General features: G+C 47.7%; 14 protein-coding genes. 8 read left to right on the top strand and 6 right to left on the bottom strand.

Annotation, left to right across the window (positions count from 1 at the left end; all coding sequences use genetic code 11):
• Positions 1 to 45 precede the first annotated feature (45 nt).
• On the bottom strand, positions 46 to 3,495 hold the full coding sequence (locus GO755_RS12415; RefSeq protein WP_157585153.1) for a pyruvate carboxylase: 3,450 nt from the start codon (positions 3,493 to 3,495) through the stop codon (positions 46 to 48).
• Between the two features lie 437 nt (positions 3,496 to 3,932).
• On the opposite strand from GO755_RS12415, the gene GO755_RS12410 reads away from it, so the two are divergent.
• Positions 3,933 to 4,586, top strand: a complete 654-nt coding sequence (locus GO755_RS12410) for a DUF1345 domain-containing protein (RefSeq protein ID WP_157585816.1) — start codon at positions 3,933 to 3,935, stop codon at positions 4,584 to 4,586.
• A gap of 1 nt (position 4,587) precedes the next feature.
• Here the strand turns inward: GO755_RS12410 and GO755_RS40905 are convergent, their stop codons facing one another.
• The gene (locus GO755_RS40905) at positions 4,588 to 4,764 is read right to left on the bottom strand and encodes a hypothetical protein (protein ID WP_198174821.1); all 177 of its coding nucleotides are present in this window, start codon (positions 4,762 to 4,764) and stop codon (positions 4,588 to 4,590) included.
• Between the two features lie 377 nt (positions 4,765 to 5,141).
• Here GO755_RS40905 and GO755_RS12405 point away from each other — a divergent pair, with 377 nt between their 5' ends.
• From GO755_RS12405 to GO755_RS12385, 5 genes are all read left to right on the top strand, one after another.
• Positions 5,142 to 5,855 carry a ferritin-like domain-containing protein gene (locus GO755_RS12405; protein WP_157585151.1) on the top strand — a complete coding sequence of 238 codons (714 nt, stop codon included), beginning with the start codon at positions 5,142 to 5,144 and terminating at the stop codon, positions 5,853 to 5,855.
• Positions 5,856 to 5,870: 15 nt separating this feature from the next.
• Complete coding sequence (locus GO755_RS12400; protein ID WP_157585149.1) at positions 5,871 to 6,614, top strand: ferritin-like domain-containing protein; 744 nt, start codon at positions 5,871 to 5,873, stop codon at positions 6,612 to 6,614.
• 139 nt (positions 6,615 to 6,753) lie between these two features.
• Complete coding sequence (locus GO755_RS12395) at positions 6,754 to 8,109, top strand: neutral/alkaline non-lysosomal ceramidase N-terminal domain-containing protein (protein ID WP_157585147.1); 1,356 nt, start codon at positions 6,754 to 6,756, stop codon at positions 8,107 to 8,109.
• Positions 8,110 to 8,168: 59 nt separating this feature from the next.
• Positions 8,169 to 10,769 carry a glycoside hydrolase family 9 protein gene (locus tag GO755_RS12390; protein ID WP_157585145.1) on the top strand — a complete coding sequence of 867 codons (2,601 nt, stop codon included), beginning with the start codon at positions 8,169 to 8,171 and terminating at the stop codon, positions 10,767 to 10,769.
• 98 nt (positions 10,770 to 10,867) lie between these two features.
• Positions 10,868 to 11,161 (top strand): hypothetical protein, encoded by a 294-nt coding sequence (locus GO755_RS12385; protein ID WP_157585143.1) that lies wholly within the window; start codon positions 10,868 to 10,870, stop codon positions 11,159 to 11,161.
• Between the two features lie 70 nt (positions 11,162 to 11,231).
• Here GO755_RS12385 and GO755_RS12380 read toward each other — a convergent pair whose 3' ends face one another.
• The 4 genes from GO755_RS12380 to GO755_RS12365 form a co-directional block, all read right to left on the bottom strand.
• Complete coding sequence (locus GO755_RS12380) at positions 11,232 to 12,443, bottom strand: ATP-grasp domain-containing protein (protein WP_157585142.1); 1,212 nt, start codon at positions 12,441 to 12,443, stop codon at positions 11,232 to 11,234.
• 62 nt (positions 12,444 to 12,505) lie between these two features.
• Positions 12,506 to 13,981: a leucyl aminopeptidase family protein gene (locus GO755_RS12375; RefSeq protein WP_157585140.1), complete on the bottom strand. Its 1,476-nt coding sequence runs from the start codon at positions 13,979 to 13,981 to the stop codon at positions 12,506 to 12,508.
• An 18-nt stretch (positions 13,982 to 13,999) separates the two neighbouring features.
• Positions 14,000 to 15,076, bottom strand: a complete 1,077-nt coding sequence (locus GO755_RS12370; protein ID WP_157585138.1) for an alpha/beta hydrolase — start codon at positions 15,074 to 15,076, stop codon at positions 14,000 to 14,002.
• A 65-nt stretch (positions 15,077 to 15,141) separates the two neighbouring features.
• Entirely contained in the window at positions 15,142 to 15,570 is a 429-nt protein-coding gene (locus GO755_RS12365; RefSeq protein WP_157585136.1) for a response regulator, read from the bottom strand.
• A 484-nt stretch (positions 15,571 to 16,054) separates the two neighbouring features.
• Here GO755_RS12365 and GO755_RS12360 point away from each other — a divergent pair, with 484 nt between their 5' ends.
• Together GO755_RS12360 and GO755_RS12355 are read left to right on the top strand one after the other, a co-directional pair.
• Positions 16,055 to 17,221 (top strand): DUF4856 domain-containing protein, encoded by a 1,167-nt coding sequence (locus tag GO755_RS12360; protein ID WP_157585134.1) that lies wholly within the window; start codon positions 16,055 to 16,057, stop codon positions 17,219 to 17,221.
• A gap of 71 nt (positions 17,222 to 17,292) precedes the next feature.
• On the top strand, positions 17,293 to 18,453 hold the full coding sequence (locus tag GO755_RS12355) for an imelysin family protein (RefSeq protein WP_157585132.1): 1,161 nt from the start codon (positions 17,293 to 17,295) through the stop codon (positions 18,451 to 18,453).
• Positions 18,454 to 18,519 lie beyond the last annotated feature (66 nt).

Raw genomic sequence — 18,519 nt, 5'->3', positions numbered from 1 at the left:
CATCTGAACGGCCCCGTCTAACGACTTCTATCAAATGCTCAAAAACTATGCAAGCTCTAATACACAGTCATCCTGTTCGACCGTTGTACTTTCTTTCAGTACGACTTTGCTAACTTTTCCTTCCTTCTGTGCTGCTACGATACTCTCCATTTTCATGGCTTCGATGACAAACAGTGGCTGGTTTTTCTTAACCGTATCTCCTTCTTTTACCAGAATACGCGTTAGTCGGCCTTGCAATGGTGCGCCCACATCGCCAGCTTTGCTCACTTTAGCGTGCTGAGATTTCTCAACCTTCGATGATTTATCACGCACTTTAACCTGCCGACTCTGTCCGTTCAGTTCAAAGGTGATCGTTCGCATACCGAACTCATCTGGCTCTGACCGAAACAGCAGGCGCACAAGAATATTTTTCCCTTCCTCTATATTGATGAGAATTTCCTCGTTCTCTTTCAGACCGTAAAAAAAGGCTGGAGTCGGAATGATGCTGACGTTCCCATATTGCTCATTAGCCTTATAATATTCGTCGTAAACCTTCGGATACATCTGATACGATAGGTAATCCAGGAAGCCGTCGCAAAGAGGATATTTTACCTGGAACTCTTTGAAATCAGCATCGAAATCAATTGGTTTCAGGTGGCTGTTTGGACGATCGGTAATTGGCTCCTCACCTTTTAGAACAACCTTCTGTATGTCTTCCGGGAATCCACCAACGGGTTGACCCAGAATACCCTTCATCAGTTCTTTTACCGATTCGGGGAATGCCAGGGAGTCTCCCCGAGTCAGCACATCATCGGCAGTAAGGTTGTTGGCAGTCATGAAAATAGCCATATCGCCAACCACCTTCGACGAAGGCGTTACTTTCACAATGTCGCCAAATAGCTGGTTCGCCACCGAGTAGTTTTTCTTCAGCGTTTCGAACTTATCGCCCAGACCGGTTGCAATAGCTTGTGGCTTTAAGTTGGAATATTGACCACCGGGAATTTCATTCTCATAGACCTCGGCACTACTCGCTTTCATGCCCGACTCGAACGGATAGTAATACTCCCGAACATCTTCCCAATAGTTGGAATAGGCATTCAGCGAAGGCAGATTCATTTTACATTCACGCTCGTGTCCTTCCATCATAGCTACTACCGAGTTGAAATTCGGCTGTGACGTCAGACCCGATAAAGCACCTAGTGCACAGTCGACAATATCCACGCCCGAGTCAATAGCTTTCAGGTAGGTTGCCGCCTGAATACCAGCCGTGTCGTGCGTATGCAGGTGAATTGGAATGCTTACGGCTTTCTTCAATTCGCTCACTAATACTTCGGCAGAGAGCGGTTTCAGTAAGCCGGCCATATCTTTAATAGCTAACAAATGAGCGCCCTCGTCTTCGAGTTGGCGAGCCATGTCAAGATAATACTGGAGCGTGTATTTATGCTGTTTGGGCGACAGAACATCTCCTGTATAACAAATAGCTGCTTCGCAAAGAGCATCAGTACGCTCACGAACGGCGCGGATGCTCACTTTCATAGCCTCAACCCAGTTGAGTGAGTCGAAAATGCGGAACACGTCGATACCTGTTTCCCAGGACTTCTCAACGAATTTTTCGATCAGGTTATCGGGGTAAGCCGAATAGCCAACCGCGTTGGAACCACGAAACAGCATTTGCAGAAGCATATTCGGCATAGCTTCGCGCAGAGCTTCCAGACGTTTCCAGGGACTTTCGTAGAGGAAACGCATGGCGACATCGAAGGTGGCTCCGCCCCAAACTTCCATCGAGAATAGTTCTGGATGATTTTTAGCGAAACCTTCCGCTACCTTTTGCAAATCCTGAGTTCGAACGCGTGTTGCCAGTAACGACTGGTGTCCATCCCGGAACGTAGTATCAGTATAGAGAACGCATTTCTGATCCTTCACCCACTGGGTAAATTGCTCTCGACCTAGTTCTTTCAAACGATCCCGATTGCCGGTTGGGTATGGGCCGTAGGTGTCGAACGCCGGAACAATAGGGGTTCGGAATATCTTGCTATCGTCTTTCTTCTTTACTTCGGGATTACCATTTACGATGACATCGGCAAGGTAATTGAGTACGCGTGTCGACCGGTCCTGTGGTTTGCGCAGGTCGAATAGTTCGGGATGCGTTTCAATGAACGATACCCGAGCTTCACCCCGCTGAAAAATTGGGTGACTAATTACATTCAGCAAAAAGCTGATGTTGGTTTTAACGCCCCGAATCCGGAACTCCAGCAGCGCCCGAGTCAGACGTTGGGTAGCTCCTTTTAGGGTGCGTCCCCGCGCCGAAACTTTCACAATCATCGAGTCGAAGTAAGGCGAGATTTTCATACCCGCATAACTACTTCCCTCATCTAAACGAATACCAAATCCGGCCGCGTTTCGATAAGCTGTGATCGTACCAAAATCGGGTTTAAAGCCGTTCGATGGATCTTCGGTCGTGATACGGCACTGAATGGCGTAGCCGTTGAGCGGTATATCTTCCTGCCGATTGATATAAATCCCATTGTCGGAAAGCTGGTAACCCATCGCAATCAGAATCTGCGTTCTGACAATGTCGATGCCAGTTACTTCTTCCGTTATTGTATGCTCAACCTGAATCCGGGGGTTTACTTCAATGAAATAGATATTCTCATTTTTATCAACCAGAAACTCGACTGTTCCCGCGTTAGAGTACTCCACGGCGCGGCCCAGTTGGAGCGCGTAGGCATAGAGTTTGTCTTTGGTTTCCTGCTTTAAGCCAAACGAGGGTGCTACCTCGACCACCTTCTGGAATCGCCGTTGTACCGAGCAGTCCCGCTCATATAAGTGAACGATGTTGCCATGCTGATCACCGAGCAGCTGAACCTCGATATGTTTGGGTTCTTCGATGAATTTTTCCAGGAAAATCGTGTCATCGCCAAATGCGTTTCGGGCTTCGTTTTTGGCTTCAGCAAATGCTTTTTCAAAGTCTTCGGCCTGCCGAACTACACGCATCCCTCGCCCACCGCCACCGGCCGCGGCTTTCACCATAATCGGGAAGCCAATGCGTTCGGCTTCGGTCAGGGCAAATTCGGGACTCATGTTCTCCTCCCGTGAATCGGGAATGAGGGGCACACCAGCTTTGGTAGCCAGGTTTTTTGCCCGAACCTTATCGCCCAGCGCATCCATAGCTTCGGGCGATGGCCCGACAAAGATGATCCCTTCTTCGCGGCACCGGCGAGCCAGTTTTACGTTCTCTGACAGAAAGCCATAGCCCGGATGAATAGCATCTACTTTGTGGCGTTTGGCCAGCAAAACAATGCCTTCAACATCCAGATACGGTTTTAGTGGGTCCTCATCCCGACCAATCTGATACGCTTCATCAGCTTTATAGCGGTGGAGCGAATAGCGGTCTTCATACGTGTAAACTGCAACGGTGGTGATGCCCAATTCGGTGGCAGCCCGCATGATTCGGATGGCAATTTCGCCCCGGTTAGCTACGAGCAAGCGTTTGATGGGTCGGATGTACTCTTTCATAGATTTTCAACAAAACGACTTCTGGCTATAAGACCGTCAAATGACAGGGCAAGATGGTTGAAAATTTCGAAAAAGCCCTCCTGTACCGTATAATCATTGGAAAAAACAGATTTTTCCCGAAATATTACACGAATCATATAAACAGAGAATCTCCAAAAAATGAAGCAGTCAACGCCTTGTAGACTGATTTTAAGTGCCTTTACAGCTAATAGATCTGTTTTTAGTCAGTTCAATTAGTGCAGAAGCAGATCGTCTGATTCGTTAATTAAGGCACCAAAAGCCGTAGAGCACGAAACGTCACTAAATTACACTACCCAACCTTGAAGGGTGGTGTCCTGCATAGATCTAAATCTAATTTTAATCTGAGCCGTTATATATGGTACCAAATTTACTCCCGCCCTTTTAGTACCTATAAATTTGGGGTAAAAATGAGCGAAATGATCAATAGATTACTCCAGTACATTTCCCGCTTTGATTCTCATCACCGGTTGATGATTGCCCTGGTTGTGGCCGGAATCGCCTACTTCGTTGTTCCGGAAAGTTATAATGTTCCTGCTCATATCACTGCTGTCTGGGTGGCCTTTGCCGTGACGGTATTAGTACTGGCATGGACATCCATGCTGGTGGCGCATCCACGCGATTTGCCAAAACTGTCTCAGCTTCAGGATTCAAGTCGGCTCTTTATTCTGGTGTTTGTCGTCGTAGCCGCTGTAGCCAGCTTATTCGCCGTTATAGCCTTGCTCAACTCAATGGACAAAAACCGAAGGGAACATATTTTGCTGCCTATTCTAGCAGTTTCGAGTGCATGGAGCTTAGTGCATACTGTGTTTATATTCCGTTATGCGCATCTCTATTATGGCAATGACCGCAGACCAAACAAACGACCCGGTGGACTGGATTTTCCGAATGAACCCGAGCCCGATTATCTCGACTTCGCTTACTTTTCATTTGTGATTGGCATGACCAGTCAAGTCTCCGATGTAACAATTGGTTCGAAAGAAATGCGCCGGACGGCGCTGTCTCACGGTGTGTTATCGTTCGGTTTTAATGCTATTATTATTGCCTTAACCATTAGTGGCTTATCGAAGTAAGTTATCCAGAACGTCGACCTCCACTTTGCTTTTTTGCTTTTTCCAGTTGTTCTTTTTCATAGGATTCTCGTTGGCGCTTATCGGCAACCAGCGTCCGATAAAGGCCATTCAGCACGTATAGATCGTCGACTTCATCAATAAGCCGATGGAGGTGTTCGCGCACTTGCGTAATATTCATAGTAAGTCGTTGGCCGCGTTAATTCTGTGTAATCGATTAGGAAAGTCGTTAACGAAATTACAATCGACAACTGATTTTACCCTATTTAGGAGTCGATTCAATTCGGCAATTCATCCTTAGCTACCAGTTTATACACCTGCAAATCAATGAATAGCATTCTCCCAAAGAATCCCAAAATCCATAGAATCTATTTTAATGAAACATCAATTAGTTGGTTCTAACAAAGTTGACGTCAATCTGTTAAACAGAAAATAGGACCTGGTTTTGTAGGCCGGAAGTGTTTTTACATAAAGTCAGAATCCAAATTTCATTTGTAGTCGTAAGTGTATCTAACCGCAAGAAATTGCACGCTTTCGCTCTATTTTAATTAATACGTTATGAAAAACCAGCAAAATGAATCAGGCCTGACCATGCTACCAGGCCAGCTAGAACCGGTTAAGGTGGGTCGCCGGTTGTTCCTGTACTATGCAGGCGCACTTACCACTGGAGGTGCCCTTCTAGCCGCTTGTGGGAATGAAGAAAATCCGACAACGGTAATGGCTCCTGTAGATTTAGGGACTGGCGACACCGGGATTCTGAATTATGCTTATGCATTAGAACAATTAGAAGCCGCTTTTTATACGCAGGTAATTGCTACGCCCTACAGTGGGATGACCGATGCGGAAAAAACACTATTAACCGACATCCGTGATCATGAAATTGTTCACCGCGAATTTCTCAAAGCCGCTTTAGGCACCAGTGCAATTGCAGGATTAACGCCCAATTTCGCGTCGATCAATTTCACCGATCGGACCAGCGTTTTAGGTACAGCAAAAGCGTTTGAAGATCTGGGTGTATCGGCTTATAATGGAGCTGGCCCCCTGATTACAAACCCAGATTATCTGACAGTAGCCGGAAAGATTGTATCGGTTGAAGCGCGCCATGCTGCCGCGATACGTGATCTACTCAATCCTAAGTCAGCTGACTTTGCTGGCGACGATGTAGTTGCTCCAACAACAGGTCTTGATGTGTCGAATCCACCGGCAACCGTGTTGCCCATCGCACAGAAGTATGTAAAAACGTCCATCACCGCCACTAATCTTCCCAAGTAAACCTGACACAACGCTATGAATCTATTTAAATTAATCTCTGACATTGAGCAGGTTGACCCCGAATTTAGTGAGCGCTACAGCTTTTATTCGCGCCGGAACCTACTCAAATTTAGTTCGAATCTGATCGCTGCGGGTATTCCAGCTATTGTGGCAGGTACGCTGAATAAAGCACTGGCTCAAACCACGACGCCCCCTTCACAGGCAGCGATCGACGTAGCCAATTTTGCCCTTACGCTCGAATATCTGGAAGACGAGTTTTATCGTACTGGCTTAGGCACATCTGGCCTGGTACCTTCTACCGATACAACGGTCATTTCGCAGATTAGCAAACATGAAACAGCGCACGTCGCTTTGCTAAAAGGAGCACTGCTCACGGCTGCTGTACCGAAGCCAACCTTCAAGTTTCCAGCGGGGACGTTTACGAGTTATCCCACTTTTTTAGCCACCGCACGTGCTCTCGAAGACACGGGAGTTCAGGCTTATAAAGGGCAGGCACCTGCCTTGATTAACGATAAAGCTATTTTAGGGATAGCCTTGCAAATTCACTCTGTAGAAGCCCGGCACGCATCGGAAGTTCGTCGAATGCTAGGATTGAAAGGCTGGGTTTCAGACACGACCCAGACCACCTTTATGCAGGGAACCGTGAATTTGAAAACGCTGCCAAACGTATCCAACATATCCGACGACAATCTCCGTGGGGCATTTGATGAGCCCCTGACCAAAGCACAGGTGTTAGCTATAGCAGCGCCATTCTTGTAATAAAATTTCATACTATAGGGAGGCCGGGACACCGGTAGGGTGACGGAAGGCATCGGAGATTTTCTCCGGTGCCTTTTTTTATTAGAAAGAGTCAGGAGTTGTCAGATTTGACGAAATTCGCCAGTCTAAGCAATCGTGCATGAAATTCCTCCGTATTCTTCTGAAAGTTCTTCTGGGACTTATTGTGTTCATCTTGTTATTCCTGGCCGTTAGTCTGGCACCGGTTGATGAGACGCCTTACCAGCAAATGCCCTATTATACCCAAACCAAACAACGACTGGAACAACTCCCCGCATCTCCTGCGGCCAAAGCGCCACTTCGGGCAGGATGGGCTAAAGTGAATATTACGCCCCCCTACTCTACCCCCACGGGAGGTTATGGAGCCCGGCGTGGCAAACACTGGCACGTTGTCGCCGACTCCATCTTTGCGCGGGTCATTGTATTGGATAACGGTGGCACAAAGGTAGCCGTGGTTGGTTTGGACTTACTTATTACACCGCCAACCGTCATGGAAGCGCTCAAAAAACGCCTGCCAGAGGTTGGGCTGCGCTGGGAGAATGTGTATACGGGCGCTATTCACTCGCACAATAGCATTGGAGGATGGGCACCTGGACTGGTCGGGCAGTTGATTGCGGGTGGTTACGACGAGAAAATCGTACCACTCATTACCGATGGAGTTCTGCAAGCGATTCGGAATGCCCAGGCAAATATGGCTCCTGTACAGGTTGGTTTTGGCCAGACGGATGCCAGTGACCATATCTATAACCGAATCGGAAGCTCAGGCCCAACCGGTCCACTCGATGGCATGATTCGTTTACTGAAACTGAAGAAATCAACGGGCGAATCGGCGCTGCTTTGCACATTTGCAGGGCATGCGACATTGTATGAAGATAGCATGTGGAACTACCTCAGCCGCGATTACCCAGGTTCGCTGGTCGATCGTTTGGAAAAAAAATCGGCTGATTTTGCCGTGTTTATGGCAGGAGCTGTTGGCAGTACAGGTCCACAGGCGCGAGGTAAAACCGACTTTCAGGAGATCCGAAACTATGCAGGTGATCTGGCCCTTCGTATCGAACGAACCGTACCCCAAATTCAGACTAAATCCGATAGTTCTCTGGCCATTCTCACGCTGCCACTGGGACTACGTGAACCTCATCCACGTGTCATTGGTAACTGGCGTGTGCGGCCCTGGCTATTCTATGCTATCTACGGCGATTACCCGTCCGATCTGAAAGCTTTACGCATTGGCCAGACCGTACTACTAGGCACTCCCTGCGATTTTTCGGGGGAATTCGTTGCCGACTTCAAGCCACTAGCTACAAAAAAAGGCGTTAACCTTATGATTACCAGCTTTGATGGTGGTTATATTGGCTACGTCACTCCAGATGCCTATTACAATCGTCCAACCTACGAAACCCGCGACATGAACTGGTTTGGTCCCTACAATGGTGCCTATTTCGAGGAAATGATGATGGGATTGTTGAAGAAAATATAACGGTATAGACAAGGCATGCCTTGTCTATACCAAAATCGCAATCGCCACCCTTACAACCCATGCCTATTCGTATATTAATATTCATAGCGTCCGCAATCAGTCTCGCGGCACTTATTATTCCAACCGTAGAGACAAGGCATGCCTTGTCTCTACAACCACCACAACAACCGTCTGCCGTTATTCGAATTAATCTGCTTGGCTATCGACCAAATAGCCCTAAAATAGCCGTTTGGGGTAGCCTGACCGAACAGACGTTGACTCAATTTCAACTCATCGACGAACAGACAAACCAGAAAATTCAACAATTACCAGTGGGCAAGGTATTTGGTAGCTATGGACCTTTCCGACAAACCTATCGACTCGATTTTTCAACCGTTCGAAAACCGGGGCGCTATTATCTTCAAACAGACGACGGTGCCCGATCCCCCAGTTTCCGCATTGACGAAACAGTTTACGATGGGGCCGCCGATTTCTGTTTGCGCTATATGCGCCAGCAGCGTAGTGGCTACAATCCTTTTCTGAAAGACTCCTGCCACACGCACGACGGCTACACACTTTATGGCCCCATGCCCGATAGTACGCATATCGACGCGTCGGGGGGCTGGCACGACGCGTCAGATTATTTGCAGTATGTAACCACCTCGGCCAATGCAACTTATCATCTGCTGGCGGCTCAGCGCGATTTCCCGAAGGCATTTAGTGATCAGCATCAGGCCAATGGATTACCTGGTAGTAATGGCCAATCCGACGTACTGGATGAAGCTCAATGGGGATTGGACTGGCTGCTGAAAATGCACCCCAGAGAAGATTGGCTCTTTAATCAACTCGGTGATGATCGCGACCATGCGGGTATGCGCATTCCGAAAGAAGATAACTTTTATGGAAAAGGTCTTGAACGGCCTGTTTACTTCGCTTCGGGGCAGCCACAGGGCATGTTCAAGTACAAAAGTCGGGCAACAGGAGTAGCTTCTACCGCTGGAAAAGTGAGCAGTGCTATGGCGTTAGGCTATCAATTGTTACGCAATCGTCAGCCTGACTACGCGAAGCGACTTTGGCAACGGTCTCAGTCAGCGTATCAGTTGGGGTTGAACAAACCGGGAAATTGCCAGACAGCGCCCGGTCGGGCACCTTATTTCTACGAAGAAGATAATTACACCGACGACATGGAACTGGCGACTGTTGAGCAACTCAATGCAGCCGGAGCCGCAGGCAAACAGGCTATTAAATGGCAAACAACAGCACTGTATTTCGCTCGTCAGGAACCCGTAACTCCCTGGATTCTGAACGACACAGCCCGGCATTATCAATGGTATCCGTTTGTGAATGTTGGTCATGCAGAACTGGCAAAAAAATTACCTGCAAATCAGCGTAAGGCGGTTACTGATTTCTATAAACAAGGTATCGAGATCATCTGGCAACGGGCAAAGCAAAACGCGTTTTATCGGGGCGTTCCCTTTACCTGGTGCAGCAACAATCTCACTACCTCGTTTGCCACACAGTGTTTCTGGTACCGACAACTCACACACGATACGCAATATGAAGCGCTCGAACAGGCGAATTTCGATTGGTTATTTGGCTGCAATCCGTGGGGAACAAGTTTTGTGTACGGTCTCCCGGCCAATGCTGATACCCCTTCTAATCCACACTCAGCATTCACTCATCTGAAGCAGTATCCTATTGATGGTGGCCTGGTAGATGGACCCGTTCGGGGAAGTATTTACAAAAATCTGATTGGCATAACGCTCTATCAGCCTGACGAATATGCTGATTTTCAGAGCAATGTAGCTGTCTATCATGACGACTATGGCGACTATAGCACCAATGAACCAACCATGGACGGCACAGCAACGCTTATCTACTTGTTAGCGGCCAAACAGGCTGAAAAACCTGGTTTGTCTCGCCATGAGGTTACTCCTAAAAAAGTAAGCAGGCCCATTAAAAAACTGAGTCAGGTGCGAGCTAACGACCCAAAATCAACCTATTTCAAGGGCGCTAAAATTAGAGGAGATACGTCGCTTAAGCGGCTCGCACTGGTATTCACAGGCGACGAGTTTGCTGATGGTGGTCCAACAATAGCCCGAACGTTGCGAAAGCATGATGTTCGGGCTTCGTTTTTCCTGACCGGTCGTTTCCTGCGAAATCCGGCATTTACAGCGATAGTAAAGCAATTAGTCCGGGACAGGAATTACATCGGCCCTCATTCCGATCAGCACTTGTTGTACTGCGATTGGGGTAAGCGAGATAGCCTGCTCGTCAGTCGAGACGAGTTCTTGAACGATTTGCGGGCGAACTACACAGCGCTGGCACGCTTTAGCAATTCACCTACGTGCCTATTTCTCCCGCCTTACGAGTGGTATAATGATAGCATTTCTGTCTGGACAAAGGCTGAAGGAATTCAACTGATCAACTACACTCCAGGCACACTTAGCCATGCTGATTACACAACACCTGAAGACCGAAACTACCGAACCAGTGAAACAATTCTTAAGTCAATTCACGCATATGAAGCGAAGAATCGGGCTGGTTTGAATGGATTTATCCTTCTGATGCACATCGGCACTGGTCCCACGCGTACCGATAAACTCTACGATCATCTGGATGAGTTTTTGATCGAATTCCGACAGAAAGGGTATCGGTTTGTGCGAGTCGATGAATTGTGAAATTAACTCGAAACTTTACGCATGAAAGATAGTTGATAGGATACCAGATTTTCAGCGATTTAGCTGGCATCGGCTTACTCAACAAATGATCTTTTCTTATGCGTACGCTCCTATTTTTCGTAGCTGCCAGCTTGTCTGGCACTCTTTGTCTCGCCCAAAACGACTCGATCAAAACCACTACACAGGACCCTACTCCAAGACAGGTACAGGTAGCGATTCCGGGTGTGGACACGCCCATATCAGGCGGAGGGTTGACGGCGCAAACGCCAACAAACCCATTGCCACCAGTTCAGAATAACAAAAAACGGAAAACGATGCCCCCCAGTGATCCACGGGCATTTGGCGTTTCGGTGCCGGTTGGTAAGGCTAAAAAGGATTCTTTAAGAAACTAGCTGTACCTACGGGCTTTAGTCCATATTGTATGTAAAAAATACGGGCTAAAGCCCGTAGGTACAACTAATTTTAGCTCGTTGGCTTATCAGGCAGCGGGGCCGATGCGTGAAACTCGGCATAAATCCGGTGCATGTAATCATCTAGTAAGGTCAGCACCCGATCCCGATCCGGAGAGTGAACGATTAACCCAACGTGGTATTCTCGATTGATACGCCAGAATATTTCAGGTTCGGTAAATACCGAAAGATCAGGCCATTGCTGTCGAGCCAGCGATACAATTAGGCCAGCGAAATTTGCTTTATCAACGGGAGGTACATAATGCTCCTTGCGCGCAACGGCCACTTCCAGTTTGGCCCACTCACGCCAGAGATTCACCCCCGATGCAGCCTCGACCATCTCGGCAATGTGGGCACCACCCACGCGGGAAGCCGTTTCCAGAAAATACAACTCCCCATCATGGTCGCCCCGTATGTACTCAGAGTGGGAAGCACTGTATCGCATACCAAATGCTTCTAATACTTGATCATTAATCTGGTGGAGAGCAGCCGTTTCAGCCGTGTCGAGCGGTAGTGTTCGCGTACGAAATACGCCACCTCCGTGGGCAACTTCCATCGGGGTTGCCAAATATTGACTTACCCGCGTAAAAACGGCTTTCCCATCAACAGATAAGGCATCTACGTGATAAACTTTTCCCGGTTTAAATTCTTCGATCAGGTAATGGTGTCGAAGGTCCCCTAACAAATGAATGGCCGACCAGGCTTCTTCCAGCGAATGTACTTTCCGAATCCCCGTTGTAGAGGCTTCTGAACGTGGCTTAATCAGCCAGGGCGATTCAGTCGTTTGCAAAAAAGCCGTAACCGTTTCATCATGAAACAGGGAGCTAAAAGCGGGTACCCGAATGCCAGCCGCGAAAGCCCGCGTTCGCATGGCCAGTTTATCACGGAAGTACCGGGCCGTTGTCTGCCCCATGCCGTCAATGCGGAACGTTTCCCGAATAAGCGCTCCTTTTTCTACATCGAAGTCATCCAGCGCCACGATTCGGTCAATCTTGCGGGAGCGCATGGCATGAGCCAGCCCCAGAATCATCTTCTCCAGATCCTCGGGAGCGTTACTCGGCGAAGGCAAAAAGAAGAATTCGTCGATAGCCTCACGTGGCCAGTTTTCATTGGCAAGTTTTTGATCCGTCAACAAATAGACGGTGTTGCCCAACTCTTTGCAGGCCTTCATGAAATCGTGCCCCTTCAGGAAGGTGGCAATGCACAAAAAAGACAACTGGCTCATACGACGTACTCGTTAATTTTGACGAAAAAGATACGGCCAAAACAGCAAACAGCGAATTTTTCTTAGTGAGTTTCTGCAATTAATGTCCGTAAATACGCTACTAGCAACCGAATACCAAATCCAGTTGCATTTTTCTGCGAACCAAACTCTGTATCGGCAAACGCCATACCGGCAATATCAAGATGCGCCCAGGCAGGGTGATTCTCCGAAAACACCTCCAGAAACTTAGCGGCACTAATGGCTCCAGCAATGGGTTTTCCGCTGAAATTTTTCAGATCAGCTACATCCGATTTGATGTCCTCGCGATAGACATCCCAAAGTGGTAACCGCCATAACCGTTCGCCTGTTTGGTTCGATGCGTCAATAAGTTGACTGGCCAGCTCGTCATTTTGCGTAAATAATCCGGCGGCATGATACCCTAAAGCCGCAATGACATTGCCCGTCAAGGTGGCCAGATCAATCAGAATATCGGGTTGATAATTGCGGACCATGTAGCCAAGTCCATCAGCCAGAATGACGCGTCCTTCGGCATCCGTATCAATGACTTCAATGGTTTTTCCGTTATAGGCCGTAACTACGTCGCCGGGTTTGGTCGAACGGCCATCGGTCGAGTTTTCGGTTGCCGGAACAATGCCGATCACATGGATTGGTAGTTTCAGTTTGGCAGCCACTTCCACAGTGCCCAACACAGCCGCAGCCCCGCCCATATCACTTTTCATGAGGTGCATGTTGGACGATGTTTTGATCGACACACCGCCCGTATCGAACGTAACGCCTTTGCCCACCAAGCCCACTTTCAGCGTATCTGGAACACCTTTAGGTTTGTATTCGGTTACAATTAACACGGGTGGCACATCGCTACCCTGGCTAACGCTCAGTAAAGCGCCTAGTTTCTGTTTTTCCAGTTCAGCTTTATCGAGTATCGTAACAGAATACTCGTATTGAGTACCTGAAGAAATGGCCCAATCGGCCAGCGTTTGTGGAATTTTATAATTGGCGGGCGCATTCATCAAATCCAGTAGTTGACGCTGCGTTTGCGCAATCGCTTCGGCACTGGTTAAGGCAGCTTGTGCAATCGCCTGTTGGTTATCGTTGATAAAGATTGTCAACTGACCTGCAGCGGAGAAGAAAACCGGAGTTGTAGGTTTATCTGTCTGGTATAATTTCAAGTCATATCCACCCCAACGCACACCTAATACAACGGCTTCGATCACTGCAGCATCAAAGGCGGTTAAATCAATACCAAGCTGCCCAGACAGTTTCGTTTTCTGCTCAAAAAACAACTTCCGAAAAGCACGAAGCCAGTCGATTGCCTGCGGATTGGCGCCTACACCAAGCAAATACGTTTTGCTCCCATCGGGCTTGTACAGAACCAGCACTTCTTTGGCGTCGGCTTTGAAATCACGTTCAATTACAGAAACAGGTAGAGCCAATTTCTCGGCGATACGAGTCAATTGATTCGCAAGTTCGGCGGTTTGCTCAATCGGAATAATCAGATCACCAGTGCCGGGTAATTGGGTATTTAGGGTAATATTCATAGTTGATATAAACCAAAATCAATAAAATAACCACTCCACCGCTTTCGGAAATTCGCGGCCCCAGTGGGTTTCCTGATGTATTCCTGTTGGGTCAACAGACAAATGAATGTCGATAGGATTTCCACCATACTGCTGACGAGCTAAGGCTTCATTGAATCGCTGAATATTCGGTACCATATAACGCGACTCTTTCTCTCCGCCATAGACGTATATTTTCATTGGTACAGCTGCCTTGAAGCGAATGGCATCAAAATAGATTTTGGGCGAAATCCAGAGCGAGGGCGAAAATACCATCAATCGTCCGAACACTTCCGGGTGCAAAAGCCCGGCATAAATGCTAATCAGTCCACCCAGCGAACTCCCACCAATACCCGTATGGGTCGCATCGGTCAGTGTGCGAAAACGTCGATCAACCAGCGGTTTTAAGGTGTTTCGAATAAAATCCAGGTAGTATTGTCCTCTGCCTGTACCCGCCCGCGTACGGTGGAAAGTAAACTCCCGAATACGCTCATCATGGGCGTGATCAATGGAAATTAAAATGACTTCGTGATGATGTCTGGCAGCCAGAAGGGCCATTTTCTGGTCAATTTCCCAACTCCCGTAGCCAACCCCTCCCCCAAATAAATTCTGCCCATCATGCAGATATAACACCGGATATCGTTTATCCGTCTGACCATAATCATGCGGAAGCAGGATATGAACCCGGCGTGTCTGTAGGAGTTTGGGGACGTTGAATGTATCGCCGAGCAGTTCAATTTTAGGTAAGAATGCCGGATTGAAAGGCATGCCGAACCATCGCCAATGGGGTACATATTCGCGTTTTGAGTTCACCGTACGCGATACAGTTCGGTTAGCAACCGACTCCCCCGCCGAATCCAGTTCAACATGATCCCAGCCACCACGGGTGTATTTGTATTCTAACGTCCTGGGGAGTACCATTCCCTCAGGGAACTCATAGACAAACTGCCCCTCTCCAACAGTCCGCATCTGAAACTGCGCCAAATCGGGGAGCCAATCGCAAAAATTACCCGATACAAATACCGGGCGATCGTCACTAATAGGCGTACTGAGTTCTAAACGTAGTGCTGAAGACATACGTAAAGAATCTGATACCGGGTGAAGTGGTTCAGACGAGGAGCGAAAAATTTAGATAGGTGAGCTTACGCCAGTGCCCAGTCTTCGGTTAGTTCTTTAACCAAACTGACCAGTTGTTTATACGTAGTGGGTTTCGTCAGACACTGATTGGCCCCTAACGCTAAACTCCTCTGACAGTCGGAAATGTCCGACGATGTTGTCAGCATGACGACTGGTAAATGGGCAAAGTTAGGTGCATTCCGAATTTGATTGAGTGTCTCAAATCCATCCTGACGATTCATATTGATGTCTAACAAAATCAACGAGGGTAACTCGTCACAATCTGTTAGCTGGGGAAGCAGTTCGTCGCCATCGGCCAATGCACGCACAGAAATAGGCTTATGCGTCTCTTTAAAGGCAGACCGAATAAAAAGCTGATCGTCTTCATCGTCGTCAACGATCCAAACGGAAGGGGCGGGCGGTAGCCTAAAGCCGGTTAGTGAGTGTACAGTCATGACGATTCAGAGTTATGGGAAGTTTAACGGCGGATAAAGCAAAAATAATCACCGACTGACTACGGCGTAACAGGGATTAACAGATAGATTCTTTCTCTGCTAAAACCGTTGGAATAAACGGTTTTATATCGGTTGTGTCGGCTAAAAGCCGGAAACACTGTGCGGATCAGTAAACGATAAATATACTATTTTATCCTGTAATCAATCAATATTTGTTACCGAATTTAACACTTATTTAACGGTTTTTGGCGTCAAAGATTTCAGAGCTAACGTCCAATTTATTAATCGGTCGACTGTATAACGAGGTAATAGACATCTATTGAAGCTCTCATCGCTACAAAGTCAACCATCTAACTACAAGCTATTTACAAAGTCATAGATTAATTTCCTAATTATTTTTTTAATCTTTTTTTAATCTTTCTTTATAATTAGTCTAAGTACTCCTTAATTTTGTCGGGAATATTGACTCAATTACTCATTAAACATGATAAAGCTAAATTTACTATCGCGATTGGCACTAGTATTCACACTTATAACTAGTCTATCTGCCTGTAAGGATGAAGAAAATCCTACCACGGTTCGCCCGCAACTTCGTAAAACCATCGATTATGCGAAACTGACGGATACAACTACCTACGCTACTTTTTTCGTTGATGATGCTGGTGCCAGAACTGTTGACCTGACCACGGGAGCCAATCGGTTATTGATGTTCAGAGCGATCAACACATACAATGGTACGGCCGTTGGGACAGGTGCTACGCTGGATGCGACTGTGTTGAAAAATATGTTTTCGAATACAGGAAGCCCTTTTTCCGGCACAGCCAATACTGCTCTGAATTCATCGGGCGTTCAATTGCGTAACGTAACAGCTTCTTCTTTTTCCGCAGCCGACGCCGAAAAAGAACGCCTGACGGTTGAAGCTGGTTTCCCTAAAATTGCGACCGCCAGCAAATCGGTAACGGCTACGGCTTCAGAAGGGCAGGCAGGTAAGCTAGGAACGTATCTGGTTGACGAACAAGGTATTGAGTGGGGGCAAATTATTCAGAAAGGGTTAATTGGTGCTTTTCAGGTGGATTATATCGGTAACGTTCTCCTGAGCGATAAGAACCTTGCGCTTGACAATACGACCCTGGTTGCGGGGAAGAAATACACGCTACTGGAGCAAAACTGGGATGAGATTTACGGCATCCTGACGGCCAATCCAATTTATGGTGCTAAAGCTACCACCACATCGTCGGGTGAAAGCTTTATTGGTTCTTACCTATGGGAATACAATCTGGAAGATTTCCCGAAAATTCATAAGGCGTTGTTAAAAGGTCGGGCAGCTATTGCTAACAACGACCTGCCAGTAGTGAAAGAGCAAGCTGCCTTTATTCATAAAGCATTGGAAAAAGCCATTGCTGGTGCCGCTCTGGGTTATCTAGGAAAATGGAAGTCTGGCACGACCGATGCCGCTCGGGCACACGCAATAGGCGAAGGGTTGGGCTTTATTTATAGCCTGCGTTACGCAACCTTGGCCAAAGCCGATGCTGCTTTTTCAGATGCCATCCTCGTTGGTCTGATTGGTGCACCCAATGGTTTCTGGGGTCTGACCAATGCCAAAATTGATGCGGCTTCAACGGCGATCAAGACGAAGTTTTCGATTCAGTAAGCAAGCTTAGATTCTACATTCAACTCATACAGAGCGGTATTTCACGTGCCGCTCTGTCCCTTTTTACAATCATGAACCAATTCAGGTGGAAACAGATCGGCTTGATATGCGCATTTGTTGCTGCATTATGGGCATGCGGAGGCAGTGGATCAGATACACCAACGCCCACACCGCCCAACCCAACCGATCAGGCCAGCAGCGATCGAAAGGCCATGCTGACCAATATTGCCGATAATATTATTGTACCCAGCTACGCCAATTTCAAGACGAAGTTCGATGCAATGGTTGCCAAATCGGATGCATTTGCGGCTAAGCCCGACAAAACCACACTCACCGATCTCCGGCAGGCGTGGGTAGATGCCTACACCGAATGGCAGAAAGTTGAGTTGTTTGACGTTGGACCAGCGGAACAATACACGCTACGTAATTTCTTCAATATCTATCCGACAGACGTTGCTGGTGTCGAAGCCTACATTGCTGCGGGCACAGGTTCGTTTGATGTTCCCGCTTCGTACCCTAAACAAGGGTTCCCTACGCTAGACTATCTGATCAATGGCCTCGAAACAACCGATGATGCCATTGTAGCCCGCTATGCAACGGCGGCTGATGCGGCCAAACGAATCGCCTATCTGAAACGATTGACGACTCAGATGAATTCGCAATTCACTACTGTTTACACTGCCTGGACTACAGGTGGTTATCGGGATACGTTCATCAACTGTACTGCCCTGAACGCTGGTTGCTCAACGGGGAAGCTGGTTAATGGGTTTGTCCTGAACTATGAGCGGTACATCCGGTCGGGCAAATTCGGGATTCCGTCGGGTGCTATGGCTAACGGTACGGTGGCCCCCGATAAAGTAGAGGCCTACTACAAAAAAGATCTGTCGCTCACATTGGCCAAAACGGCTCATCAGGCTTCTATCGACTTTTTCAATGGTAAAAACGTGAAGACTGGACAGGAAGGGCCAAGTCTAAAAACGTACCTGAATGGTATTGGCGCCAAAGACAGTCAAACCGGAAAATCGCTGGTCGATATTATTAATGCCCAATTTGAGGTATCGAACCAAAAACTCGCGGCACTGAAAGCCAATTTGACCGATGAGGTCAAGACGAATAATACAGCTATGGTGGCGGTTTACACCGAAATGCAGAAAGCGGTTCGGATGCTCAAAGTAGACATGACCTCAGCGATGAGCATCACTATCACCTACACCGATAACGACGGGGATTAACAACGTTTTTGTCATGGCTCTGGCCGTCGGACCGGGTGGCTGGAGCCATTATAAAAACTATATGAG

Source organism: Spirosoma arboris (assembly GCF_009754945.1).
Taxonomy (GTDB): Bacteria; Bacteroidota; Bacteroidia; order Cytophagales; family Spirosomataceae; genus Spirosoma; species Spirosoma arboris.
This window is presented reverse-complemented; position numbering and strand designations above follow the sequence as displayed.

Coding starts and splice junctions, on each gene's coding strand:
- GO755_RS12395 (WP_157585147.1), top strand. CDS start 6,754: ATGAAATTCCTCCGTATTCTTCTGAAAGTTCTTCTGGGACTTATTGTG.
- GO755_RS12385 (WP_157585143.1), top strand. CDS start 10,868: ATGCGTACGCTCCTATTTTTCGTAGCTGCCAGCTTGTCTGGCACTCTT.
- GO755_RS12380 (WP_157585142.1), bottom strand. CDS start 12,443: ATGAGCCAGTTGTCTTTTTTGTGCATTGCCACCTTCCTGAAGGGGCAC.
- GO755_RS12365 (WP_157585136.1), bottom strand. CDS start 15,570: ATGACTGTACACTCACTAACCGGCTTTAGGCTACCGCCCGCCCCTTCC.
- GO755_RS12355 (WP_157585132.1), top strand. CDS start 17,293: ATGAACCAATTCAGGTGGAAACAGATCGGCTTGATATGCGCATTTGTT.
- GO755_RS12410 (WP_157585816.1), top strand. CDS start 3,933: ATGATCAATAGATTACTCCAGTACATTTCCCGCTTTGATTCTCATCAC.
- GO755_RS12400 (WP_157585149.1), top strand. CDS start 5,871: ATGAATCTATTTAAATTAATCTCTGACATTGAGCAGGTTGACCCCGAA.
- GO755_RS40905 (WP_198174821.1), bottom strand. CDS start 4,764: ATGAATATTACGCAAGTGCGCGAACACCTCCATCGGCTTATTGATGAA.
- GO755_RS12360 (WP_157585134.1), top strand. CDS start 16,055: ATGATAAAGCTAAATTTACTATCGCGATTGGCACTAGTATTCACACTT.
- GO755_RS12390 (WP_157585145.1), top strand. CDS start 8,169: ATGCCTATTCGTATATTAATATTCATAGCGTCCGCAATCAGTCTCGCG.
- GO755_RS12370 (WP_157585138.1), bottom strand. CDS start 15,076: ATGTCTTCAGCACTACGTTTAGAACTCAGTACGCCTATTAGTGACGAT.
- GO755_RS12415 (WP_157585153.1), bottom strand. CDS start 3,495: ATGAAAGAGTACATCCGACCCATCAAACGCTTGCTCGTAGCTAACCGG.
- GO755_RS12405 (WP_157585151.1), top strand. CDS start 5,142: ATGAAAAACCAGCAAAATGAATCAGGCCTGACCATGCTACCAGGCCAG.
- GO755_RS12375 (WP_157585140.1), bottom strand. CDS start 13,981: ATGAATATTACCCTAAATACCCAATTACCCGGCACTGGTGATCTGATT.